We start from the raw sequence: 24,871 nt of genomic DNA, 5'->3' as shown, positions 1-24,871 counted from the left end.
GGTGAACTCACGAGCCGAGAAATTCGCCGGTGTCGACGGCGCGAAGGGTGCATGGGTGGTTGCAGTCTTCGACGGCTCGAGACTGACGTGGACCGGCTGTTCCTCCGTGGCCGAGGTGTTGGAGCACACCCGAGACTGCGCGCGAGTGGGCGTCGACATGCCACTGTCTCTGCCGGTGGACGGCTATCGCATCAGCGAACTCGAGGCGAAGGCGTTTCTCGGCCGGGCGAGAAGCTCCATATTCCACACGCCCGTTGTCGACGTTCTCGACGCCTCGACATACGAGCAGGCCTGCGCACTCTCGCGCAGCATCACCGGCAAAGCGATCAGCAAGCAGACGTGGCACATCCTGCCTGCTGTGCAGTCATGGCGCGAGGCGGACTTCGATCCGGACATCTACGTCGAGGTACATCCCGAATGTTCTTTCCGGGCAATGTCACCGACGACGACGTTCGCATCGAAGAAGAGCGGCCGCGGCGTCGGACAGCGGTTGGCTGCGCTGGGACGGTGGAGCGAGCATCTCGACCTGGACGACCTCCCGGACGGGCCGGTCGTCGACGACTTTCTCGACGCCGCCGCAGCGGCGTGGTCGGCGAGGCGATTCCACGTCGGCGAGCACCGAACTTTCGGTACCGCCGACGCATCGGATCGCATCGTCGCCTAGTCACCCCGCGCGTGAAAGTTCGCCTCCTGCTACGAATTTCCACGCGCGAGATGCTCGTGCGATCAGTCGAACTGTGGATCCTCGTCGCGCGTGCGCTTGAGCTCGAAGAAGTGCGGGTACGAGGCGAAGATCACCGACGCGTCCCACAGCTTGCCCGCCTCTTCGCCACGCGGGATTCGCGAGATCACCGGGCCGAAGAACGCGACTCCGTTGACGTGGATGGTCGGGGTGCCCACGTCGGGGCCCACCTTGTCCATTCCTGCGTGATGGCTGGTGCGCAGGTCCTCGTCGAAGTCGGTGCTCTCGGCTGCGTTCGCGAGATCGGCAGGCAGGTCCAGTTCAGCCAAGGCCTCTCGGATGACGACGTCGAAATCCTTGTTGCCCTCGTTGTGGATTCGCGTACCCATGGCGGTGTACAGCGGCGAGAGGATCTCGTCACCCTTCAGCTTCGCGGCGGCGATCGCCACCCGAACCGGACCCCACGCCTTCTTCATCATCGTGGCGTATTCCTCGGGCAGGTCGCGGCCCTCGTTGAGTACGGCCAGGCTCATGACATGGAAGTTCACGTCGATGTCTCGCACCTGCTGCACCTCGAGAATCCAGCGCGAGGTTATCCAGCACCACGGGCACAGTGGGTCGAACCAAAAATCCGCAGTGTCTTTCTGTCCTGAACCGGCCACTGTCTACTCCTTGGAAGTCGAGGTCAACATCTCTTCTTGCGATAACAACCGCCCACCGCGCATACATTCCGCACTACCGGTCGGCCAGCGCGAGCCACTCGTGACGTGATGGGATGGACAGCACTACCCATAACTACACGAAGAGGTGTCGACTGAAGTGGTTGCTCCCAACCTGACGCGTGACCAAGCCTCCGAACGTTCGGCGATCATCGGGGAAACGAAGTACGCGATCGTTCTCGATCTCACCGACGGCGAAGGCAATCCGGGCGAGAAGACGTTCCGCTCGCTCACCACCATCACGTTCGCGGCCACCGCCGGATCGTCGACTTTCGTGGACATCATTGCGAGCACGATTCGCTCCGCGACGCTCAACGGCACCGCCCTCGACACTGCGAACTACGACGAGTCGACGGGTATCGCACTCGAGAATCTGTCCGAACACAACGAGCTCGTCATCGACGCGGACTGCCTCTACTCGCACACCGGTGAGGGCCTGCACCGATTCGTCGACCCGTCGGACGGTTCGGTGTACCTGTACTCGCAGTTCGAGACCGCCGACGCCAAGCGAATGTTCGCCTGCTTCGATCAGCCCGATCTCAAGGCCACCTTCGACCTGAAGGTCACCGCTCCCGAGAGCTGGACCGTGATCTCCAATGCCGCGCACGGTGCCGAGCCTGCCGCGGGAGAGCACGTGTTCGACACGACCCCGCTGATGAGTACCTATCTCGTCGCGCTGATCGCCGGACCGTACGCGGAGTGGACCGACTCCTACACCGACGATCACGGCACTATCCCGCTCGGAATCTACTGCCGCGCAACGCTTGCGGAGCACATGGATGCGGAGCGCCTGTTCACCGAGACCAAGCAGGGCTTCGGTTTCTACCACGAGAACTTCGGCACCCCGTACGCATTCGGCAAGTACGACCAGCTCTTCGTACCGGAGTTCAACGCCGGTGCCATGGAGAACGCCGGTGCCGTCACGTACCTCGAGGACTACGTCTTCCGGTCCAAGGTGACACGGGCCTCGTACGAGCGTCGCGCCGAGACGGTGCTGCACGAGATGGCGCACATGTGGTTCGGCGACCTGGTGACCATGACGTGGTGGGACGACCTGTGGCTCAACGAATCGTTCGCCACGTTCGCCTCGGTTCTCTGCCAGTCCGAGGCCACCGAGTACTCGAACGCATGGACCACGTTCGCCAACGTCGAGAAGGCATGGGCGTACCGCCAGGACCAGTTGCCCTCGACGCATCCCATCGCAGCGGACATCCCCGACCTGGCCGCGGTGGAGGTCAACTTCGACGGGATCACCTACGCAAAGGGCGCGAGTGTGCTCAAGCAGTTGGTGGCCTACGTGGGCAAGGAAGACTTCCTGGCCGGACTGCGGGCATATTTCGTCGACCACGCCTTCGCCAATGCCACCTTCTCGGATCTGCTTGCTGCCCTGGAGAAGTCGTCGGGTCGCGACCTGTCCGACTGGGGCACGCAGTGGCTGCGGACAACCGGCCTGAACACTCTGAGCCCGGACTTCGACGTCGATGGCGACGGTAAGTTCACGCGCTTCGCGGTTCGGCAGAGCGGTGCCGCGCCGGGTGCAGGCGAGCATCGAGTCCACCGCATCGCCGTCGGCATCTACGACGACGTCGACGGCAAGCTCGTGCGCACCGACCGAGTGGAGCTCGATCTCGATGCAGCCGAATCGACGAATGTCGATGCGCTGGCCGGCGTCTCGCGAGGCAAGCTGGTGCTGGTCAACGACGACGACCTGACGTACTGCGCGGTGCGTCTGGACCCGGACTCGCTCGAGACGCTCCTGTCTCGGATCGGCGACATCGCCGAACCACTCCCCCGCACCCTCGCGTGGTCGGCAGCGTGGGAGATGACTCGATCGGCCGAGATGAAGGCCCGAGATTTTGTTGCCCTCGTCCAGCGCGGAATCGGCGGCGAGACCGAAGTGGGTGTGGTGCAACGCCTTCTGCTGCAGGCACAGACCGCCATCACCAGCTACGCCGATCCAGCGTGGGCGTCCGAGCACGGCACCCCCGAGTTCGCCGACGCACTGCTGGAACTGGCACGCGGTGCCGAGTCGGGCTCGGATCACCAGCTGGCGTTCGTCAACGCCCTCACCGGTACCGAACTCCACGACCGCCACATCGACGTGCTGCGTGCCCTGCTCGACGGGGACGCCGACGGTCAGTCGCTGTCCGGCCTCGGCGTCGATACCGACCTGCGGTGGCGAATCGTCACGGCGCTGGCCGCGGCCGGAGCGATCGACTCCGACGGGCTCGATTCGCCGGTCATCGATGCAGAAGCGAGCGCGGACAACACCGCCGCCGGGGCAAGGTCGGCCGCGGCTGCGCGGGCCGCTCGACCGAGTGCCGAGGTCAAGGAGCAGGCCTGGACAACCGTCGTCGACGACGACTCGGTGCCGAACATCACGGCGCGCTCGATCATCGGCGGCTTCGCGGGGCCCGGCCAGGGCGAGTTGCTCGAGCCCTACGTCGCCCGCTACTTCGATGCCATCGAGGGTGTCTGGTCTCGTCGATCCAGCGAGGTGGCGCAGACCGTCGTGATCGGGCTGTACCCCTCCTGGTCGATCAGTGAACAGTCACTCGCGGCCGCGGACGGGTTCCTGGAGGGCGAACTGCCTCCGGCACTCCGTCGCCTGGTGATCGAGGGACGGGCAGGCGTCGTCCGGGCTCTCGCAGCACGGGAGTTCGACGCGAGCTGATCGCTCCCGCACATACGACCAGGGCCGGTTGCTCCACCGCGAGGTGGAACAACCGGCCCTGGTCGTGAAAGCGCGCTCAGGTGGTGACCGCTAGGGACTGAGGATGGACGCAGCCATCACCCGCACGGAAGCGACGAGACCGTCGATCAGGTTGCCGTCGCGGAACGGCCCGAGGGCAGCCGTCACACCCAACTGCGCAACGCGGTCGGTCGCTCGGTTCGAGACTCGCTTACCGCTGCGAATCTCCAGGGCGTGCCGATTGGGGTCGACGGCGATCAGAATCGATCGAACAGCGTCGGGCGTGCCCGGAAACACCGATTCGACACCAGCGGCCGGATCGTCTCCGAGATCACCGATGTAGATGTTGAACCGAATCTTGGTCTGCCGAGTCGCCTCGGTCAGCGCGTCGTCGAGGGCCACCAGTTCCTGCGTCGCAAAAGGCAGGTGCTCGGGATTGACCGTTCCGAACTCGTGAGCAGCCGAGACGCGACCACTCGCCGTCACAGCAGCCCCGAACGGCAGGTCTTCTTCTTTGATGTCGCTGCGGACGAGTTCACCACTTGCCACTTGCAGCACCTCCGATCGAGTCGGCTGCGTCGGCATCGTGCGATCCGTGGCCTCCGAAGGGAGTCACCTCGTCCGTTGCGCTCCACAGCAATGGCTCGCGCGTCCACTCGTCCGTCAGTCGGTAGGGAGGAACATCCATACCGGGCTGCTTGTCGGTCAGGTAGGACAACGCGCCGATGAGTCCGATCACCGCAACCGGAATCACCCCGAAAATCAGCGTGGTCTCAAAAATGCTCACAGGGTGTGACGTTAGTCGACAATTGCGCGTCGGACCACGTCGGGGCCGGTGTTGTGACCGAAATGGTCACACAGGTCGACCGTCAGGCCGCACCCTCGCCGAGATACGCCAGCCAACTGGGGTCCAACTCCTTCGTCGTCGCCAACAGACGCCAGTGCGGACCCTTCGGAGGCACCAGCTGCGCGCGCAACGTCCACCCGATCTCACTGAGGAGTTTGTCGGCCTTGCGGTGATTGCACGACGCGCAACACGCGACGCAGTTCTCCCACGAGTGACCGCCTCCGCGGCTTCGCGGCACCACATGGTCGACAGTCTCGGCCTTGCTCCCGCAGTACGCGCACCGAAAGCGGTCGCGATGCATCAGCGCGGCGCGTGTCATGGGCACACGGGCCCGATACGGAACGCGAACGAAGGTCCGCAACCTGATCACCGACGGCACCTGCACCGAGAACCCGGCCGATCGAATGAACGGTCCTTCCGGATCGTCGTGCACCACGTCGGCCTTCCCACAAACGAGAAGAACCACCGCCCGGCGCATCGGAAGCGCGGTCAGTGGTTCGAATGTGGCGTTGAGGAGCAGCACACGGCGCTTGACCCACGCCGGTACGGCGTCGTCGCCCGTGGCATCGTGGGCCGTCGGCACCACGCGCAGCGGAGAAGCCCCCGAGGCCGTCTCACGCTGGTCGTGCGCGCTGCGGCCCTCAGTGGGCGGGAGTTGTCGGTGGCGATGTTGAGAGTTCTTCATGCGTTACTCCAGAAGCAGTCGGCGCCCGCGCATGGCTTGCGTGGAACACGATTCACAGTGGAACACGAATGCACCGCCCGCGCACAGGCTTTTTCTCCGCATTTCCTGTTGCCGATCGGTGAACATTTCGCATCCTCACGCTCGGCACGGCCGAACGACGCCGCCATGCGCTGCATGACTGGCGAGAATTCTGGGTCTCCGTAGACTTTTCGGGTGTCTGTATCAACCCTTCTGTCCGCATCACCCCTTTCCGAGCCGTCGCTTCTGCGGGAGCTCGACACCCGAGCCTTCGAGCTGACGGATACCGGACGCGACTGGCTGGTCGATCGGCCGCTGCAGGTCCTCGGTTATCTGGTCCTCGCCGTAGTGCTGCGCCTGTGTCTGCACCGGATGATCAACCGTTTCACCGACAACAGCAGCGGAAAATCGCCGATCCTGCTGCGACCGCTTCGCGACCGCTCGTCCGGCACCGTCAAGGGTGCAATCCTCAACGAGCGTCGCAAACAACGGGCCAGCACGATCGGCTCGGTGCTCAAGTCGGCCGTCTCGGTCATGATTCTCACCTGGTTCGTGCTCTCGGTTCTCGACGTCGTCGGCGTCAACGTGGCACCGTTCATCGCGTCTGCGGGCATCGTCGGTGTCGCACTCGGTTTCGGTGCCCAGAACCTGGTGCGAGACTTCCTGTCCGGAATCTTCATGCTGCTCGAGGATCAGTACGGAGTAGGCGACGTCGTCGACCTCGGTGAGGCCACCGGCACCGTCGAGAGCGTGGGTCTGCGGGTCACCACGATCAGAGATATCAACGGCACGGTGTGGTACTGCCGCAACGGCGAGGTTCTGCGCGTAGGCAATATGAGCCAGGGCTTCGCGGTCGCCGTTCTCGATCTCCCCATCTCGCACACGGCGAACATCGAGCACGCCTGCGAGGTGGCCGAACGCACCACTGCGTCGATGGTGAAGTCCGGCGACTTCGAGAACGACATCCTCGAACCGCCCGAGATGCTCGGAGTCAACGCGGTCAGCGCAGACACCGTCACCATCCGCATCACGATCAAAACGCGCCCCGGACGCCAGTGGGCCGTCCAGCGCCGCCTTCATCAGGACATCCTCGAGGCCTTCGACGACGCCGACATCAAAGCGCCGTATGCATTGGGACGTCCGGGTGGGGTCGCGGCCGACTCCGGCTCCTGAGGGACAATGAGCGGTGGACGCCGATCGAGAGCCTGCAGGAACGACGAGAAACAAGAGAGAGTGTGATGACCGAACCGCAGCAGACGTTCTACGACGCGGTCGGCGGTGCCGAGACGTTTCGGTTGCTCACGGCGAAGTTCTACGAAGAAGTCGCCAAGGACGAGATCGTTCGCCCGCTGTATCCCGAGGAGGATCTCGGACCGGCCGAACGGCGGATGCGAATGTTCCTCGAACAGTACTGGGGTGGTCCGCGGACCTACTCGGACGAACGTGGCCATCCTCGATTGCGGATGCGGCACAACCCGTTTCGAATCGGGCCGATCGAACGAGATGCATGGCTTCGATGCATGCACATCGCGATCGCGTCCATCGACCCGTCTGTGTTGGACGCTGCACACCGTGCGCAGCTCACCGATTACATGGACATGGCCGCGAATTCGATGGTGAACTCGGCTATCTGAGAAGGCGTGTGGTCACAGCGACCCGACGCGCTGCGGACTGGTGCCCCTGGACGTTCTGCGCTTGCTGACTCTGCTCCGCAGGGCACCGGCAAGCTTGAGCGCGAAGCTCACCGGCCGGGGCAGGTGTTGGCGGAGGATGGCGTGCTTGCGCACGTAGTTCTCCACGTGCCATTCGGTCCAGGTGCCCGCACGAAAGAGTGCCGCGTCTCCTGCGACCAGGGTGCGCGGTGCGTGATCGTCACTCGAGACAGTCACCGAACCGTCCATGATGTGCACGATCTCGTCGACTGCGAAGAACCAGCGGAACCGGCCGGCCGTGCAGTCCCAGACATTGGTGGTCGTTGTGCCGTCGATGCTCTTCGACCACTCGGCGACGCGTGCGTGCGGGTTCCCTTCGAGAATCCACGTCGGCTCGATGGGACTGTCGTCGAGCGCGATGTCTCCGAGCCGTACTGCTTCGATGGTCGACGTAGTCATGGCGTGGGTCGCGTCCTCACCGTCGGGCGCGGCTTGAAGCCGCTACTGGTTTCCGATGCAGAACATACAACACTTTCCAAAGCAACAGGCACGTGTCGGTCATGTGAATGAGCACAAAGCTTTACTCGACGTTGACCGGGAATGATCGGTCCGATCGACCCCAGCGCCCCTGAATCGTTACGCGGCCGGTCGTTTGGCACTATTGCCACTTGTGACCGATCCGATCGAGAGCTCCGAGTTGTTGTGGTGGCAGGACGCCGTCTTCTACCAGATCTATCCCCGGTCTTTCGCGGACTCCAACGGCGACGGGGTCGGTGACCTCGACGGTATTCGGGACAAGCTCGGCTACCTCGAATTGCTGGGGATCGACGCCGTCTGGATCGGCCCCATCACCCGATCACCGATGGCCGATCACGGATACGACGTGTCCGATCCCCGCGACATCGACCCACTGTTCGGAAATCTCGAGATCTTCGATGCACTGGTCGACGAGGCGCATGCTCGCGACATCAAGGTCACGATGGACCTGGTGCCCAACCACACCAGCGTCGAGCACCCGTGGTTCCGGTCGGCTCTGACGGCACCACGCGGAAGCGCCGAGCGTGCCCGCTACATCTTTCGCGACGGCCGCGGTGACGACGGTTCACAACCGCCGAACAACTGGCCGAGCATCTTCGGCGGCCCGGCGTGGACCCGCATCACCGAACCCGACGGCACCCCCGGGCAGTGGTACCTGCACATCTTCGCGCCCGAGCAACCGGATCTGAACTGGGACAACCCCGAAGTGTTCGAGGATTTCGCGCGCACATTGAGGTTCTGGCTCAACCGCGGCGTGGACGGATTCCGACTCGACGTGGCACACGGCATGGCCAAGCCAGCAGACCTGGCCGACATGAGTCTCGAACTGAACGCGCTGATGAAGAACGACGACGACGATCCTCGGTTCAACAATCCCCGCGTCCACGACCTCCACCGGCGCATCAGAACGGTCATGGACGAGTTTCCCGGAACGGTCACCGTCGGCGAGATCTGGGTACAGGACAATGTTCGGTTCTCCGAGTACATCAGGCCGGACGAGCTGCACCTGGGGTTCAATTTCCGTTTGGCCAGTGTCGATTTCGACGCCGAGACCATCCGTGACGCCATCTCCAACTCACTCGCCGCCGTCGAGCTCGTCGACGGCACTCCGACGTGGACGCTGTCCAACCACGACGTCGAACGTGAGGTCACCAGGTACGGCGGCGGGGACGTCGGCCGCACCCGCGCCCGCGCCATGATTCTGGTCGAATTAGCTCTTCCCGGAACGATCTTCGTCTACAACGGTGCCGAACTCGGGCTGCCCAACGTGCAACTGCCCGACAGCGCGCTCCAGGACCCGGTGTGGGAGCGCTCCGGGCACGCCGAACGGGGACGCGACGGCTGCCGGGTGCCGATGCCCTGGGAAGGACACGAACCCCCGTTCGGGTTCTCTTCCACCGACCGCACCTGGCTACCGATGCCCGGGGAGTGGGACGGACACACCGCCGAGGCGCAACTCGAAGACGTCGATTCCATGCTGAGCCTGTACCGCACGGCCTTCGAGCTCCGAGCTCTGCGTCCGGAATTCACCGGTGCCGGAATCGATTGGTACGGAGCGCCCCCCGGCTGCCTGGCGTTCCGTCGACGCGGAGGACTCATCTGCGCCCTGAACGCATCCGACGAGCCGATCCCCCTGCCCCCTGGCGAGTTACTCCTTGCCAGTGCCCCACTGGTGAACGGCCGACTCGACGCGAACGCCGCAGCCTGGCTCGTCTAGCGCTCCACCGTCAGCGACAGCTGGTGGCCGGCGCGGCGAACGTACACCGAACCGTAGCGGGCATCGAGGCGTAACCACACTGTGGATACGCGTACCCGAACCACCTCGTCGGCGGCGATCCGATCCGGATCGACGTCGATCGTCATGGGGTCACTGCCACTGTGGGGCACGAATCCCATTGCCGTCAAGGCAAATACGGTGCGCATCGAGATCGACACTTCGTCGACGTCGCCGGCCACGTGCAGCACCTCCTGTTCGAGCAGCGAACTCGGCGGGCCGTGGCTGCTACCGTGCTCCTTCGCCAGTGCCGCGCCGCGTTGCGCAAGCCCGACCAGCACCCGGGCAGGCACATCGTCGAGGTGCTCGAATCCGCCGTCCGGGGGCAGTGCTCCACGCCATGCGGAGTCCATCGAGAATCCCGGGTCCACCACGCCGTCATCCGCGTGCGGCAGCGCGGCAGCCAACACGTCGGCACCCGCGCACGTATCGTCGGGCACCACGGTACCGGTGACCACTCGCGCCGCCAGGGCATCGAATCCGGTGATCGCCCAACAGGACACGCCCCCGCCCGCACGCGTTCGCATGCGGATCACCGCCGCCTCGTCCAGTCGCAATGCCTTGGTGCAGAACGTCGCCAGATTCTCACGATCGACCGCTTCGGGAACGGTCAGTACGCGCTCATACACGCTGCCAGCTCACCAGAAACGCACGCTCTTCCGAGGTGAGCCGGCGCAGCCGCTGTGCATCGATATCGAAGGCTGCGATCTGCGTCGAGGCCACCACGGCCGCCGGAGTATCCAGCGATGCACCCCGCGCCCGCACCTCGTATCCCACGACGAAGTCCACTGCACGGACCGCATCGATCCACATGAAGACATCCAGTGGTCCGTCCTCGTGCCGAAGCTGGCCTCGATACTTCACGTGCAGATCCGCAATCACTGCTCCGTGGCGCAGATTTGCCGTCGGCCTGCCGTCCACCAACAGCCATGGGATGCGCGCCTCTTCGAGAAGCGTCACCATCCGGGCATGGTTGATGTGTTGGTAGACATCCATATCCGACCACCGCACGTCCACGGCGGCATGAAAGCCCACTCGCTCGGTTGCAGGTCGTTTGTCGGACAGATGGTCGTCGGGCACACTCACGTGGTCGTTTCCTCTTCTCGGTCGAGTGTCGCGGATTCCCTTGCTCCGGATTCGGGTCAGGGCATCATGTTGCGGACCTGGCGGGCGGCAACCGACAGCGTTGCCAAGTCCAGGGTTCCCGACTCGGCGATCTCGGTCAACGCAGCACGCGACCTCGCCAGGCGGGAGGAATTGGTCGATTCCCATTCCGCGATCTTTTCTGCCACCGACTCGTCCGGTTCCCCGCCGGCCAGCACCGCCTGCGTGATTCCTCTCAGCGAGGAATACAGGTCGTCGCGAAGAGCCAAGCGCGCCAACGAGTGCCAACGATCTCCGCGGGCCAGTTTGGAGACGGCCGACAGCAGCCAGTCGATTCCGATGTGCGCATCGAGAGCGAAGTAGAGCTCGGCTACCTCGGCTCCGTCTCGATCGACGATGTCCGCGATATCGATGATGTCGAGTAGGCAGTACACGTCGAGCAGGCCGTAGATGCGCCGGGCCAGCCCGGCCGGTGCACCTCGTTCGATCGCGGCTGCCGACCGCGCGTCCAGATCACTGGCCTGGTGCCCGGAGATCCACGTGGACACCGACGGTTGCAGGGCCCGAACCTGACCGGCGTACCGACTGATCTCCGCTCCGACAGCCAGAGGCTGTGGGCGGTTGGCGAGCAGCCAGCGCGACACACGGTCGAGCATGCGACGCGATTCGAGCAGCAATTCGGCCGAGACTGCGGTCGGCACATCCGCGGCACGGATGGAATTCCACACCTCGTCGAGTCCGAAAATCTCGGTGGCGGCGGCGAACGCCCGAATGGCGTCGGTGCCCGCCGCACCGGAATCCTCGGTCAGCCTGTAGGGAAACGTGATTCCGCCGCAATCGATGGCCTCGTTCGCCAGTGTCGTCGCCACCAGCTGACGCCGGAGCGGATGCGCCTTGATCGACTCGGCGTACGGCTCCCGCAGTGGTTCGGGGAAGTACTTGGGCAACCGCGGAGCGAAGACGTCGCTGTCGGGGAGCTCGCTGTCGAGCAGCTCCGCTTCCAACGCCAGTTTCACATGCGCCATCAAGGTGGCGAGTTCCGGCGACGTCAGTCCTCGACCGTCCTGCTTTCGTCGTCGTAGATCGGCCTCGATCGGCAGGGCCTCGAGCTCACGGTCGAGTCCCCGACGTACTTCCAGATCCTCGATCACTCGACTGTGCACGGTGACGAGACTGGGCGCATCGAACCTGGACGTGCCGAGCAGCTCGTTCTGCATGATGTTGTCCCACAACACCAGTCGACCCACCTCGTCGGTCATGGACGCGAGCAACTCGTCCCTGTCCTCACGTGCCAGGTTCCCGTTGGTGATGGCTGTCTCCAGCAGGATCTTGATGTTGACCTCGTGGTCGGAGCAGTCGACGCCCGCGGAGTTGTCGACGGCGTCGGTGTTGATCTTGCCGCCGGCTGCGGCGTATTCGATACGCCCCAGTGCGGTGGCACCGAGGTTGCCACCCTCCCCCACGACGGCCGCTCGTACATCGCTCCCGTCGACGCGAACCGCGTCGTTGGCCTTGTCGCCCACCTCGGCGTTGGTCTCGGTGGATGCCTTGATGTAGGTGCCGATTCCGCCGTTCCACAGCAGATCGGCGGGAGCCTTCAGGATTGCGTTCACCAATTCCGGCGGAGACAACGACTCGACCGAGTCCCCCAGCCCGAGCGCCGTACGTGCTGCCGCGCTGATGGGAACCGACTTGCGCGTCCGCTCCCACACTCCGCCGCCCTCGCTGATCAGCGACGTGTCGTAGTCCGCCCACGACGACCTCGGCAGCGCGAAGAGACGCTCTCGCTCGGCGAACGACGACTCCCGCTCCGGGTTGGGATCGAGAAAGATGTGCCGATGATCGAAGGCGGCGAGCAGGCGAATGTGTCGGCTCAACAGCATGCCGTTACCGAACACGTCCCCACTCATGTCACCGACACCGACGACGGTGAAATCCTGACTCTGCGTGTCGATTCCGAGCTCACGGAAGTGTCGCTTGACGCTTTCCCACGCGCCCTTGGCCGTGATACCCATGGCCTTGTGGTCGTAGCCCGCCGACCCACCGGAGGCAAAGGCGTCGCCGAGCCAGAAGCCGTATTGCGCGGCAACGTCGTTGGCCATGTCGGAGAACGTCGCGGTGCCCTTGTCTGCGGCGACGACGAGGTAGGTGTCGTCTCCGTCTCGGCGCACGACGCCCTCGGGTACCGACACCGAACCTGTTGCACGATCGAGATTGTCGGTGATGTCGAGCAGCCCGGCGATGAACAACCGATAGCAGGCCTTGCCTTCCTCGGCGTATGCCTGGCGATCTCGATCGGCATCACCGGTGACCACCGGCGGACGTTTGACGACGAATCCGCCCTTGGCACCGACCGGGACGATGACGGCGTTCTTGACCATTTGCGCTTTCGCCAGCCCGAGAATCTCCGTGCGGAAGTCCTCACGTCGATCCGACCAGCGCAGGCCGCCGCGGGCCACGGCACCGAACCGTAGGTGCACTCCCTCGACGCGGGGCGAGTAGACGAAGATCTCGAATTTCGGCTTCGGCTTGGGCAATTCGGCGATCGACTGCGGGTCGAACTTGAGCGAGAGGTACTGACGACGGCCGCCGTCGGCTCCCATCACGAAATAGTTGGTGCGTAGTGTCGCGCGGATCAGCTCGAACATGCTGCGCAGAATGCGGTCGGCGTCGAGGCTGACGACCTGGTCGATCAGCTCCCCCAGCTGGGTGCCGATCGCCTGCGCGTTCTCCTCCGAGCTCACCTCGGGGTCGAACTGCGCCTCGAACAGACCGACGAGCAACCGCGCCGTGCGCGGATGCGTCAGCAGTACACCTTCGATGTTGAACTGACTGTAGGGAAAACCGGCCTGGCGCAAGTACTTCGCGTACGCACGCAACACCACTGCCTGCCGCCAGTGCAGGCCGGCACGCATCACCAGTTCGTTGAACCGGTCTGCCTCGGCCTGACCGCTCCACACTGCTGCGAATGCATCGGTGAAGCGGTGCTGAACTCGGCTCTCACGATCGGCGGTACCCGCTTCGGACAGCTCTGCGTCGATGTCGCCGTCGATTGCCGAACGCAGCATCTCTCGCGAAGCAGACAGCCCGAAATCGTAAATCCAGCAGGACATTCCGTCCGGTCGCACCACCGGGTACGGACGTTCGTCGTCCACCTCGACACCGAGGCTCTGCAGGATGGGCAACACCTGAGACAACGAGACGCCCGCGCCACCGATGTACAGCGAGAAACGCCAGCTCCCCACCGCGGACTGCTCGTTGCGATAGAGCTGCATATCGATCGACTCGTCGCCGAGCGCTTCGAGGCGAGCAATGTCGGTCACGGCCCTTGCCGGACTGAAGTCCTGCTTGTAGGCCTCCGGGAACGCATCGGTGTACCGCTGAATCCGCAGTGGATCGACCGTACGGTCGAGGGAGACGGCGTCGCCGAGCGAATCTTCCCAGGTTCTGGTGGTCTCGGTGAGAGCCGTCTCGATCCGGGTGATGTCCTCGGCCGACAGTTCGGTCGCCGCAGTCCCGGGTGCCCGACGCACGGTGACGTGCAACAGTGCCAGATCCGATTCCGTCACGCGCGCCGTGTAATCGAGCGAAGTTCCGCCGAGTTCGCGGAGCAATCGATCCTGGATGGCCAGGCGGACACGGGTGGTGTACCGATCTCGCGGCAGATACACCAGGGCGGAGACGAACGAGCCGCTGGCGTCGGGCCGGACGAACAGCTTGACCTTGCGCCGACGGCCGAGCGCAAGCACGGCACTCGCCGTCTCGAACAGCCACGACGCCGTGGTGGCGAACAGTTCCGAGCGCGGCATCGATTGCAGCACTTCGAGCATGGCCTGACCCGAGAACGATCCGAGATCGTGGCCTGCGCGGGAGATCACCGAGCGCACCCGCCGCTCGATGACCGGAATATCGAGTACGTTCTCGTGCAGCGCAGTCACGGTGAAGACGCCGACAAAGCGATGTTCGGCGGAATCGTCGTCGTCGAGAACACTCACGAAGTAGGGGTAGACGGCACGATGCACCGTGGCCGGGCTTGCTCCTTGGGTCAACGTCACCAGATCGCGCTGTCCCACATGTTCGGGGCCGTCCACGTGGTGCACCGAGTCGCGTAGGACCCCGAGGCTGCTCGACTCGTCGCCGGTCGCTGTCCGGTCGCCGTCGACCTGATCGATGCGGTACCGCCGGTAGCCGAGCAGCGTGTAGTGGCCGTCGCCGAGCCAGCGCAGCAACGCTGCTGCGTCGCGATGTTCCACGGCACTGCCGGTATCGGAAGCGTCGGAATCCGCAGCGTCGGCCCGCTGAGCAACCTCGTCCAGGCGATCGGCGACCTCTGCCTGTACTCGACGCATTCGATCGGTGTCGCCGACGACCTGTCGAACGTCGGCGAGTACGCGGCTCGCCTCCGACTCGAGCCGGGCAACCGCATCTTCGGAGGTGGAGGGATGGAGCTGAACGTGGATCCAGGACTCGTGCGATCCGCTCGAGTTCAGGCCCGTCAGCACGCCGTCGGCCTCGCGAACGACCGACAGAATCGGGTGGACAACGTCGGTGTACTCGATGCCGAGACGGGCAAGAAGCGAAATGATCGATTCGACGAGGAGCGGCATGTCGTCCGTGACGATCTGCAGGTAGCTTCCGGCGGCCTGCTGCGCTGCCGAACCCGACTCACTCGGTCGGTGAACGGCCACGTTCGCCGTCTCCGGCCGACGCTGGGCCGCGAGCCGGACGTGCCGGCGGAACGACGTGATGTCGGGCGCGTGTGCAGACGCCCCGACGGCGGTGGTGTCCACGTGCTCGAAGTACTCGGCGCGCAGCTTCTCCAGCTCGCTCAGAAGTCGGTCGTCGAGCCCGTCGGCCCAGGCGTTGTCGGTCAGGTCCAGCGAGCGCGGCATGGTGTTCGAGTACTCCCTCGTGAGGATTTTTCCCGACGCCCGCCGATCGCCGGTCGTCGATGACTCCTCGACCTTAGTGTCGATGACTCGATTACCGCAGTGACCTTGCAGACCCAGCGCGGCGAACTATTCCGGGGACTCGATTCCGGCGACGAGATACTCCGTGAGGAGACGTCGCTCGTCCTCGCTCAGAGCACGAGACGAGGAGGTTGCGAGATCGAAGGCGACCATCAGCGCCTCCGCCCTCGCGCAGACCGTTCCATCGCGGTCGGTGACCACATGCTCGACGCCGTACGAGGTGTTCCCGATCCGAGTGACCCACAGTTCGATCGTCAACGGTCCCGAGTCGTCGAGTATCGGATGCAGAAAATCGGTGGTGAGCTTACGAACCACCGCTGCGCCCCGTGGCCCCGAACCTCCCAAGACCGCGTTCAGGAACTGAACGCGGCCTTCCTGGAGGTATTCGACGAACCTGGTGTTGTTGACGTGGCCGAGGCGATCGGAATCTCCCCACCGCACCTGAAGAGTGCAGGTGAAGGTCTTTCCCGACATGTCAGTCCCTGGTCAGCTTTCGGTGTGTGACGCGATGCGGACGCGCCGCGTCGGGCCCGAGACGCTCGACCTTGTTGGCCTCGTAGCCCTCGAAGTTGCCCTCGTACCAGTACCACGCTGCCTCGTTGTCGCCGAAGCCACCTTCCCACGCCAGGATGTGCGTGCAGGTGCGGTCGAGGAACCAGCGATCGTGCGAGATGACCACGGCACAACCGGGGAATTCCTCGAGCGCGTTCTCGAGCGATCCGAGCGTTTCGACGTCGAGGTCGTTGGTCGGCTCGTCGAGCAGGATCAGGTTGCCGCCCTGCTTGAGCGTCATCGCCAGGTTCAGACGGTTCCGCTCACCACCGGAGAGCACTCCGGCAGGCTTCTGCTGATCGTGGCCCTTGAATCCGAACGAGCTGATGTACGCGCGGGACGGAAACTCGGAGCTGCCGACGGTGATGAAGTCCAGTCCGTCGGAGACCGTTTCCCAGACCGTCTTCTTCGAGTCGATGCCCGAGCGGTTCTGGTCGACGTAGCTGAGCTTGACGGTCTGACCGATCTTCACCTCTCCGCCGTCCGGCTCCTCGAGCCCGACGATGGTCTTGAACAGCGTCGTCTTACCGACACCGTTGGGGCCGATGACGCCGACGATGCCGTTGCGGGGCAACGTGAACGACAGATCCTTGATCAGCACGCGGCCGTCGAAGCCCTTGTCGAGGCTCTTGACCTCGACCACGACGTCGCCCAGGCGCGGCGGGTTCGGTATCTGGATCTCGTCGAAGTCGAGCTTCCTGGTCTTCTCCGCCTCGGCCACCATCTCGTCGTAGCGAGCCAGACGAGACTTGCTCTTGGCTTGACGAGCCTTGGCACCGGAGCGAACCCAGGCCAGTTCGTCCTTGAGCCTCTTCTGCAGCTTCTGGTCCTTCTTGCCCGAAACCTCGAGACGCTCGGCCTTCTTCTCCAAGTAGGTGGAGTAGTTGCCCTCGTACGGGTACAGGTGGCCGCGGTCGACCTCGGCGATCCACTGCGCGACGTGATCGAGGAAGTACCGATCGTGGGTCACGGCGAGAATGGCCCCGGCGTAGGCGGCCAAGTGCTGCTCTAGCCACAGCACGCTTTCGGCGTCGAGGTGGTTGGTCGGCTCGTCGAGCAGCAGCAGGTCGGGCTTGCTCAGGAGCAACTTGCACAGCGCCACACGGCGCTTCTCGCCACCGGAGAGGTTGGTGACGGGTGACTCGGGCGGCGGGCAGCGGAGTGCGTCCATCGCCTGCTCGAGCTGAGAGTCGATCTCCCAGGCATCGGCGTGGTCGAGCTTCTCCTGCAGCTCGCCCATCTCCTCCATCAGTTCGTCGGAGTAGTCGGTGGCCATCAGCTCGGCGATCTCGTTGTAGCGCTTGAGCTGGACCATCGTTTCGCCGAGACCGTCCTCGACGTTCTCGCGAACGGTCTTGGTGTCGTCGAGAACCGGCTCCTGCATGAGGATGCCGACCGATGCACCGGGAGCGAGGAACGCCTCACCGTTTCCGGGCTGATCGATTCCCGCCATGATCTTGAGGATGCTGGACTTACCGGCGCCGTTGGGGCCGACGACGCCGATCTTCGCTCCCGGATAGAAGCTCATCGTCACGTCGTCGAGGATGACTTTGTCGCCGTGCGCCTTGCGCACCTTCTTCATGGTGTAAATGAATTCAGCCATGAGGCCCAGCTTATCGGTGCGAGCGCGTCCGAACACCATCGCCCGAGAACGTGCCGAGCCCGCATCCGCCGTCCACACTCGATCGCAGCTTCCGTTGCAGCGTGGACGGCGGATGCCGGCAGTCGTTCAGGCAGGTACCGACTCTCGAACGTCCTCGTCGATCGATTCGCGGTCCGCCATCGACTCCCCATCGCGGTCGAGGGGTTCCGCCGCTCCCGGATCTCCGTCCGTCGCCGCCTCGGGCACCACTGCTTTGGTCCGATGGATCGAGACGTTGCACCGCGCGAGGTCCGGTCCGACCGCGCTGGCGCTCATCTCGAGATCGGCGCGCTCGACTCCGTCCCGATTGGTGTATTCGTTGGTTCGCAACTGTCCGTAGGCGATGATCGGATCGCCCTTCATCAGCGAGGCCCCGACGCCGCGCACCAGACGGCGCCAGCACGTGACCGTCAGGTAGAGGGTTCCGCCGTCGGTCCATTCACCCGTGTTGCGGTCCTGACGCCGAGCGTTGCTGGCCATCCGAAAGCTGAGGACTTCGTCGCCGGTGGGTGTCGACCGCTTGACGGGGTTGGTGATGACTGTGCCGACCACGGCGCATTGTGCTTCGTACATGGTTCTCTGCCCTCTCGATTGGAGTATCGCGTGATTGCGATCGAATTCGAGACTGCTACGCGCAGGACGTCCGTGGTGAACGTGTTCGCAAAATGTGGACAGACGCGTGCCCTGTGGATGAACGGCCCGGATCGGGGCTCGTCGGACCCCAGAATGTCGGTTCGCTGTGCTAGTCCGGAATTTCCACGTACATGTGCCCGCTGCGTACCGGGGCCACGCGTCCAGCTGTGAGCGAAGCAACAAGTGTCGCAACCGAATCGGCGTCCGCGGCCGCGACGGTCAGGACCGCGCGGGCTGCATAGGAAGTCCCCACCACGAGCACTCCGTGCCCGCGAAGTTCCGATTCGACTCGACCGACCTCGGCGTGATCGAGTTCGAGGGTCAGTATCTCGCGTCGCTCCCGGATGAGAAATGCCGCGCCGATCAGCGCCTCGGTCACCGCGCCGGAATAGGCGCGGGCCAGACCACCGGTGCCGAGCTTGGTTCCACCGAAATATCTGCTGACCACTGCGACGACGTTCGTCAGGTGGTGTCCACGCAGCACCTCGAGCATCGGCATCCCTGCCGTGCCACCGGGTTCACCGTCGTCGTTGGACCGCTCGATGCGTTGATCGGTGGACGACGCGTCGACAACGAACGCCGAACAGTGATGCCCAGCAGCAGGATCGGCCTTGCGGGCGCGTTCGATCAGCACTCGCGCGTCTGCTTCGGTGGCAGCACGATCTACGACCGCGACGAAGCGAGATTTCTTGATCTCGATCTCGCACTCGACGCGCCCCGCGATGGTCCGCAGTGGGATCACCGGGTCTCACTCATGCAGCCACACTGTCCACGACATCGTCTGCGGCTCGAACCAATTGGGCGTACATGCCGCCCTGCTCCAACAGGGACTCGTGGCTTCCGACTTCACGCACGACCCCGTGATCGAGTACTGCGATGCGATCCGCGGAACGCACCGTCGACAGTCGATGCGCGATGAGGATGGTCGTTCGACCGTCCATCAGACCGTCGAGAGCTGTTTGCACTGCACGTTCGGTGCGGTTGTCGAGGGCACTGGTCGCTTCGTCGAGCACCAGAATCGGCGGGTTCCGCAAGACGGTGCGCGCGATCGCGATCCGCTGCTTCTCGCCACCCGAGAACCGGTATCCGCGCTCACCGACCATCGTGTCGTAGCCGTCGTCGAGTCCATCGATGAAATCGTGGATCTGCGCCGTTCGGGCGGCCGCGAAAATCTCCTCGTCGGAGGCATCGGGTTTGGCGAACCGCAGATTCTCCCTGATGGTGGCGTGGAACAGGTATGTCTCCTGTGAGACGACGCCGACCAGGTCGGCGATGTTCTCCGACGCCATCTCCCGCAGATCGATGCCGTCGATGGTCACCGATCCGGACGTCGGATCATGCAGTCGCGCAACGAGATAGCCCAGTGTCGTCTTGCCCGATCCGGTGGCACCGACCAGGGCGAGAGTGCTTCCGGCCGGGACCTCGAGGTCGATGTCGCTCAAGGTCGGAGCTGTCGCCGCGGCATAGGTGAAATCGACGCCGCTGAAGGCGACGTCGCCGTGCACGGCCTCACGGGGCAGCGCCACCGGATGCGCCGGCTCGGCTACGTCGATCGGCAGATCGAGGTACTCGAACACCCGCCCGAACAGGGCGAGCGAGGCCTGCACCTCGACTCCGGTGTTGAGCAATTGCATGGTGGGCCGGAACAATTGAGTTTGCAGAGCGGTGAAGGCGACCAGAGTTCCGATCGTCAACGCGCTCCCCTGGCCGATGGTGATGCCGGCGAACCAGTACACCAGGGCAGGCATGACCGCGAAGCTGATCTGGATGGTGGCCATCCGCCACTTTCCTGCCATCATCGCTGCGAGCTCGACGCCGGCCACTTCGTGGGATCGATCGGCGAACTTCTGGGTCAGCACCTGTGCGGAACCCGTGGTCTTACCCAGCAGAATGCCGCTGACAGAGAGGGATTCCTCGATCTGCACCGAGAGGTCGCTGAGCAGCTTCTGCCGCTTTGTCGAAATTTTGCGACGCTCGTCGCCGATGCGGCGGGCGACCCGAACGAAAACGGGCAGGATGATCAACGAAAAGGTCGCGAGCTTCCAGTCGAGCAGGAAGAGTGCGATCACCGTCGCGACGACGGTGGTCGCGTTCTGAGCGATGGACGTCGCGGTGTTGGTGACGACCGATTGCATACCGCCGATGTCGTTGGCGATACGCGATTGCACCTCACCGGTGCGCGTGCGAGCGAAGAATCCGAGGGACTGCCGCTGCAGGTGCGAGTAGACCTGTACGCGGAGGTCGTGCATGAGTTGCTGGCCGACGCCGTTGGACATCCAGGTCTGTACGACGCCGAGGGTGTTGGTGGCGACTGCAACTGCGATCATGCCGAGCGCGATGAGAGTGACGAGAGTGACGTCACGGTCGGGGATCGCATGATCGAGGAGTTCGCGAAGGAGTAAGGGAGAGGCGAGCGCGATGATCGCACTGGCCACGATGATCGCACTGACGATGGCGATCTTGCGCCGATAGGGCGTGAACAGAGCCAGGACTCGACTGACGGGTGCTGGATCGGATGCGGGAAGAGAACGTTCGGGTCGGCTTTCCAAGTAGACCTCCGGGGAAGTTGACGAGCAGGGTCACTGAAGCAGTATGCAGAGGTTACCTCACTATGAGGTTGCGAGCAACCCTCGCTATGATCCGTTCCATGGATCCCGGACATTCGACCAATCTGAGCGAAAGTTTCATGGCTGTCGCCCGGCGCATCCGGCGCAGCCATATGAGTGCGCTCGAACCATTCGGACTCAATCCCTCACAGAGCCGGGCTCTGCACGTCCTGGCCCGCGAGCCGGAATCGATGCGTCTGCGCGATCTCGCCGAACACCTCCGCATCGTGGCGCGATCGGCCACCGACATCGTCGACTCGCTCGAAGCGGCGCAGCTGGTGATGCGGCAGCCGGATCCGAGTGATCGGCGGGCCGTGCTGGTGACGCTGACCGATACCGGTCGCGCACTGCTGGACCGGATCGACGACGCGCGTCGTCAGGTGTCGTCCGAGATGTTCGACGGCCTCGAGTCGGCCGAACGCGTCGAGCTGAATCGACTACTCGGCAAAATTGCCGAGAGCGACTGACCCCGTTCGGTCAGCGTCCGCCCGTCTGATCTCGTCGGGCGAGCTCGGCGAACATCGCATTGTGGGCCGCCAATTCGGCGTCGTGATCCCGCTCGGCGGCGCGGTCGCCGCGCCTGGCATCTCTGTCATCGCTCCGAGACCACTGGATCAGCAGCGCCAACATGACAAGCACCAGCGGAACTTCGCCGGTTGCCCAGGCGATCCCGCCGCCGAGCTTCTGATCTCCGAGCAGGTCGGAGTTCCAATCCAGTCCGAGGGTCCGATAGAACCAGGCACCCATGACGGTGTTCATGCTCATCAGGGCCACCCCGAAGAACGCGTGGAACGGCAGTGATCCGAACACGACCGCCAGCTTCGTGACCGGCGCGATCTTGCGCGGCGACGGATCGACGCCGATGACCGTCCAGTAGAACAGGTAGCCGCTGAGTACGAAGTGCAGATTCATCAGCAGGTGCGCGCCGTGACTGTCCAGCACGGCTCCGAATATCCCGCCGAGGTACAGCACGTAGAAGCCGCCGACGAAGATCAACGCCGCCACGAGTGGGTGAGTCACGAACTGCGAAATGCGACTGTGCAGGCCGAGCAGCAACCACTCGCGCATTCCGGGGACACCGTCCTTGCCTGCTGCGGGCAGGACTCGCAACGCCAACGTCAGTGCCCCGCCGAGCGCGAGGAGGACAGGTGCCAGCATCGAGAGCATCATGTGTCCGGTCATGTGCACGCTGAACACCGCGGTGGAGTAGCGACCGATTCCCGAGGACGTGCTGATCAGCAACGTGAGGCAGCCGAGGATCCAGGCGACGGTTCGTCCCACCGGCCACGCGTCTCCGCGCAGCCGCAGACGACGAACGCCGATCAGGTACACCACGGCCATCACGATTGCGGCGGTGCCGAAGATGAGGTCGAAGCGCCAGTCGAAGGCCATCCGTGCGAACGTGGGCGGTCCGCTCAGGTCGTATCCGAGTGCCGCCTCCGCGGGTGTGAGGTTGGGATCGATCTCGGCCGGCGGAGGTGTGCGCCCGAGCCCGACGGCCAGGCCGATGGTCGCGGCGAGAACGAGCACCTCGGCCCCGGCGAATCGAAGCAGCGGTCCGCGTGCAGTGGGGTCGGCGACCAGCGCGGGCAGCGCCCGACGACGCTGCATCCATCCGAATCCGCCGAGCACGATCAACGCGACGATCTTCCCCACGATCAACAAGCCGTAGGTGGTGGTGAACAGGTCGGCGATCGAGACCCGAACCAGCGCGTTGATGACGCCGCTGATACCCATGACGACGAAGCAGATGCCGGCGATGGTGGAGAACCGGCGCGCCGCGACGTCGGAGTGCGCGCCTCCCCTGCGTACGTGCGCCAGCAACGCGAACAGCCCGCCTGCCCACAGTGATGCAGCACCGAGGTGCAGGATCAGGCTGTTGGTCGCGACATCGTGCGACCCGCCCGCCGACGAGTGGCCGCTCAAGGCGATCGGGAGCAGCGTCGCAAGGGAGAACCCGAGCAGCGCGGGGGTCCAGGACCACCGCAACACCGTGCGCGAGAAGATCGCCAGCACCACGGCCATGATCGCCGTCCAACGCCACGCACTGGCAATCTCGACTTGATCGAGCGCGATCCACAGGTTCGCCGGCTTGATGGCCTCTGTGAACGGCTGGCCTGAGGTGTCGGACAACGTCAGGGGCACGAGGAGAAGCGAGCACACAGCCCAGACGATGGATGCGACCGAGCCGGTGCGCACCGCCCGGTAGCCGTCGACATCGAGGACGCCGTTCTTCTGCGGCGGCACCAGAAACGCTGCCAGCAGGAAGGACCCGATGGCGATGACGGCCGCGATCTCGCCGATCGCCCGCAGAGCAGGCAGACCGTAGGTGGTGGCCGGGCCCGGGTCCGGGATTCCGAGCAACACCAATGCATCGGACGCGGAGAGCATCACGATGAGGGCGGCCACCACACCGGCGATGACGCCGGCAGTGACGAACACCGTTGTGGTGGCCGAACGCGGTTCCCCGTCGGTCCGCACATCGTCCGCCGAGAGTTCAGCGGTCGAGGGTTCGGTCTTCTCGAGATCCGGTGTTGCCATACCACCAGAGTAGGAGGTGATCGGCGATACTCGAAAGGCGAGTCCTACACAGCGTCGTACTTACCCCCGCGCCCGTCCTCGATCGCGTCGTGATGAATGCGACCGTGTCGGGCCCGCAGCGGTTCCCCGGTGCCGCCCCAGCGGCGTGCGATGATCTCCGCCGCGATCGATACCGCGGTCTCCTGAGGCGTACGTGCACCGAGATCGAGACCGATCGGACTGGCCAGCCGGGAGAGTTCGGACTCGGTCAGCCCCGCTGCGCGCAACCGAGCCATGCGGTCGTCATGAGTACGGCGTGAGCCCATCGCACCGACGAAAGCCAGGCTCGGCAGGCGCAACGCGACCTCGAGCAGTGGCACATCGAACTTGGGGTCGTGGGTGAGCACACAGACAACAGTGCGCGCGTCCAACTCCCCCGCCGACCACTGCTCCGTCAGGTAGTCGTGCGGCCAGGCGACGACGACCTGTTCGGCGGCGGGAAATCGCTGCGGGGTGGCGAAGACTGCACGCGCATCGCAGACGGTGACGCGGTAGCCGAGGAAAACGCCCTGCTGCGCCACCGCGGCGGCGAAATCGATGGCCCCGAACACCAGCATTCGGGGCGGCGGTGCATGGCTGGACACGAACACCTCCATGCCCTCACCTCGTCGCTGACCGTCGGGACCGTACGTCAGGACGGCCGAACGTCCGGATGCCAGAAGCCCTTTCGCGTCGTCAGCGATGGCTGCGTCGGCCCGCGCACTGCCGAGCGAGCCACGGGTGCCCTCCTCTCCGACGACCATCCTTCGGCCGATGCGTTCCGGATCGGTGTGCGACACCACGGTCGCCACCGCGACGGGAATGTTGTCGCGCACGTCCGCCACGACCGAGTCGAGTTCCGGGAACGTCTGCCGGGAGAACACTTCGACGAAGACGTCGAGTGTTCCGCCGCAGGTGAGCCCGACGGCAAAAGCATCGTCGTCGGACACTCCGTATCGAGTGAGAACCGGAGTTCCGGTGCGCAGGACGTCCTGTGCGAGTTCGTAGACCGAGCCTTCGACGCAGCCGCCCGACACCGACCCGGCAACCGTGCCGTCCGCGCCGACCAGCATGGCCGCTCCGGCGGGACGCGGTGCAGAATCGAACGTGCGGATCACGGTTGCCACCGCTGCGATGTCGTCGGACTTCCATGCGCTCATCGCGTCGTCGAGGATGTCGTGCATCGAACCTCCTTCGAC

General features: G+C 64.5%; 21 protein-coding genes. 6 read left to right on the top strand and 15 right to left on the bottom strand.

Translation table 11 applies throughout. The annotated features are described in order from the left end of the window. Position 1: 1 nt before the first annotated feature. The gene (locus tag CH286_RS18700) at positions 2–664 is read left to right on the top strand and encodes a DUF429 domain-containing protein (RefSeq protein ID WP_094610063.1); all 663 of its coding nucleotides are present in this window, start codon (positions 2–4) and stop codon (positions 662–664) included. Positions 665–726: 62 nt separating this feature from the next. On the opposite strand, the gene CH286_RS18695 is transcribed toward CH286_RS18700, so the two are convergent. Beyond that, positions 727–1,344: a mycothiol-dependent nitroreductase Rv2466c family protein gene (locus CH286_RS18695; RefSeq protein ID WP_094610062.1), complete on the bottom strand. Its 618-nt coding sequence runs from the start codon at positions 1,342–1,344 to the stop codon at positions 727–729. A gap of 157 nt (positions 1,345–1,501) precedes the next feature. On the opposite strand from CH286_RS18695, the gene pepN reads away from it, so the two are divergent. Then, positions 1,502–4,075: an aminopeptidase N gene (gene pepN / locus CH286_RS18690; RefSeq protein ID WP_094610061.1), complete on the top strand. Its 2,574-nt coding sequence runs from the start codon at positions 1,502–1,504 to the stop codon at positions 4,073–4,075. A 90-nt stretch (positions 4,076–4,165) separates the two neighbouring features. Here pepN and CH286_RS18685 read toward each other — a convergent pair whose 3' ends face one another. From CH286_RS18685 to CH286_RS18675, 3 genes are all read right to left on the bottom strand, one after another. Beyond that, positions 4,166–4,642, bottom strand: a complete 477-nt coding sequence (locus tag CH286_RS18685) for a DUF5130 family protein (RefSeq protein ID WP_032402376.1) — start codon at positions 4,640–4,642, stop codon at positions 4,166–4,168. Next, the gene (gene ctaJ / locus CH286_RS18680) at positions 4,629–4,880 is read right to left on the bottom strand and encodes an aa3-type cytochrome oxidase subunit CtaJ (RefSeq protein ID WP_032379229.1); all 252 of its coding nucleotides are present in this window, start codon (positions 4,878–4,880) and stop codon (positions 4,629–4,631) included. The genes CH286_RS18685 and ctaJ overlap by 14 nt, the downstream gene beginning before the upstream one ends. Before the next feature lie 82 nt (positions 4,881–4,962). Beyond that, positions 4,963–5,625, bottom strand: a complete 663-nt coding sequence (locus CH286_RS18675) for an HNH endonuclease (protein WP_170944789.1) — start codon at positions 5,623–5,625, stop codon at positions 4,963–4,965. A gap of 231 nt (positions 5,626–5,856) precedes the next feature. On the opposite strand from CH286_RS18675, the gene CH286_RS18670 reads away from it, so the two are divergent. Together CH286_RS18670 and CH286_RS18665 are read left to right on the top strand one after the other, a co-directional pair. After that, positions 5,857–6,816 (top strand): mechanosensitive ion channel family protein, encoded by a 960-nt coding sequence (locus CH286_RS18670; protein ID WP_094610122.1) that lies wholly within the window; start codon positions 5,857–5,859, stop codon positions 6,814–6,816. A 65-nt stretch (positions 6,817–6,881) separates the two neighbouring features. Further along, positions 6,882–7,277, top strand: a complete 396-nt coding sequence (locus CH286_RS18665; protein ID WP_032402374.1) for a globin — start codon at positions 6,882–6,884, stop codon at positions 7,275–7,277. Between the two features lie 12 nt (positions 7,278–7,289). Here the strand turns inward: CH286_RS18665 and CH286_RS18660 are convergent, their stop codons facing one another. Beyond that, positions 7,290–7,754, bottom strand: a complete 465-nt coding sequence (locus tag CH286_RS18660; RefSeq protein WP_032402373.1) for a cupin domain-containing protein — start codon at positions 7,752–7,754, stop codon at positions 7,290–7,292. Between the two features lie 211 nt (positions 7,755–7,965). Between CH286_RS18660 and CH286_RS18655 the strand changes: the two genes are divergently transcribed. Next, positions 7,966–9,549, top strand: coding sequence for a glycoside hydrolase family 13 protein (locus CH286_RS18655; protein ID WP_094610060.1), 1,584 nt, complete (start codon positions 7,966–7,968; stop codon positions 9,547–9,549). Here CH286_RS18655 and CH286_RS18650 read toward each other — a convergent pair. From CH286_RS18650 to CH286_RS18615, 8 genes are all read right to left on the bottom strand, one after another. Next, positions 9,546–10,235, bottom strand: a complete 690-nt coding sequence (locus CH286_RS18650; protein ID WP_032402371.1) for a hypothetical protein — start codon at positions 10,233–10,235, stop codon at positions 9,546–9,548. The two genes, CH286_RS18655 and CH286_RS18650, sit on opposite strands and share 4 nt — an antisense overlap. After that, on the bottom strand, positions 10,228–10,692 hold the full coding sequence (locus CH286_RS18645; RefSeq protein WP_052077516.1) for an acyl-CoA thioesterase: 465 nt from the start codon (positions 10,690–10,692) through the stop codon (positions 10,228–10,230). The genes CH286_RS18650 and CH286_RS18645 overlap by 8 nt, the downstream gene beginning before the upstream one ends. A gap of 56 nt (positions 10,693–10,748) precedes the next feature. After that, positions 10,749–15,602, bottom strand: coding sequence for an NAD-glutamate dehydrogenase (locus CH286_RS18640; protein WP_094610059.1), 4,854 nt, complete (start codon positions 15,600–15,602; stop codon positions 10,749–10,751). 126 nt (positions 15,603–15,728) lie between these two features. After that, on the bottom strand, positions 15,729–16,154 hold the full coding sequence (locus tag CH286_RS18635; RefSeq protein ID WP_032402369.1) for an acyl-CoA thioesterase: 426 nt from the start codon (positions 16,152–16,154) through the stop codon (positions 15,729–15,731). 1 nt (position 16,155) lies between these two features. Beyond that, entirely contained in the window at positions 16,156–17,835 is a 1,680-nt protein-coding gene (gene ettA / locus CH286_RS18630) for an energy-dependent translational throttle protein EttA (RefSeq protein ID WP_032402531.1), read from the bottom strand. Positions 17,836–17,961: 126 nt separating this feature from the next. Beyond that, a complete protein-coding gene (locus CH286_RS18625; protein WP_032402368.1) occupies positions 17,962–18,447 on the bottom strand; it encodes a single-stranded DNA-binding protein in 486 nt (161 codons plus the stop codon). 169 nt (positions 18,448–18,616) lie between these two features. After that, on the bottom strand, positions 18,617–19,249 hold the full coding sequence (locus CH286_RS18620; RefSeq protein WP_170944788.1) for an IMPACT family protein: 633 nt from the start codon (positions 19,247–19,249) through the stop codon (positions 18,617–18,619). A 10-nt stretch (positions 19,250–19,259) separates the two neighbouring features. After that, positions 19,260–21,056, bottom strand: coding sequence for an ABC transporter ATP-binding protein (locus CH286_RS18615; protein ID WP_094610058.1), 1,797 nt, complete (start codon positions 21,054–21,056; stop codon positions 19,260–19,262). A 98-nt stretch (positions 21,057–21,154) separates the two neighbouring features. Here CH286_RS18615 and CH286_RS18610 point away from each other — a divergent pair, with 98 nt between their 5' ends. Beyond that, on the top strand, positions 21,155–21,580 hold the full coding sequence (locus CH286_RS18610; protein ID WP_032402367.1) for a MarR family winged helix-turn-helix transcriptional regulator: 426 nt from the start codon (positions 21,155–21,157) through the stop codon (positions 21,578–21,580). Between the two features lie 10 nt (positions 21,581–21,590). Here CH286_RS18610 and CH286_RS18605 read toward each other — a convergent pair whose 3' ends face one another. Further along, on the bottom strand, positions 21,591–23,654 hold the full coding sequence (locus tag CH286_RS18605; protein ID WP_037151078.1) for a cytochrome c oxidase assembly protein: 2,064 nt from the start codon (positions 23,652–23,654) through the stop codon (positions 21,591–21,593). Between the two features lie 44 nt (positions 23,655–23,698). Continuing rightward, positions 23,699–24,856 (bottom strand): XdhC family protein, encoded by a 1,158-nt coding sequence (locus tag CH286_RS18600; protein ID WP_037177811.1) that lies wholly within the window; start codon positions 24,854–24,856, stop codon positions 23,699–23,701. Between the last annotated feature and the right edge of the window lie 15 nt (positions 24,857–24,871).

The organism is Rhodococcus sp. WWJCD1, assembly GCF_002258735.1.
GTDB lineage: Bacteria > Actinomycetota > Actinomycetes > Mycobacteriales > Mycobacteriaceae > Rhodococcoides.
The sequence above is the reverse complement of the archived record's forward strand: the minus strand, read 5'-3'. Positions and strand labels throughout refer to the sequence as shown.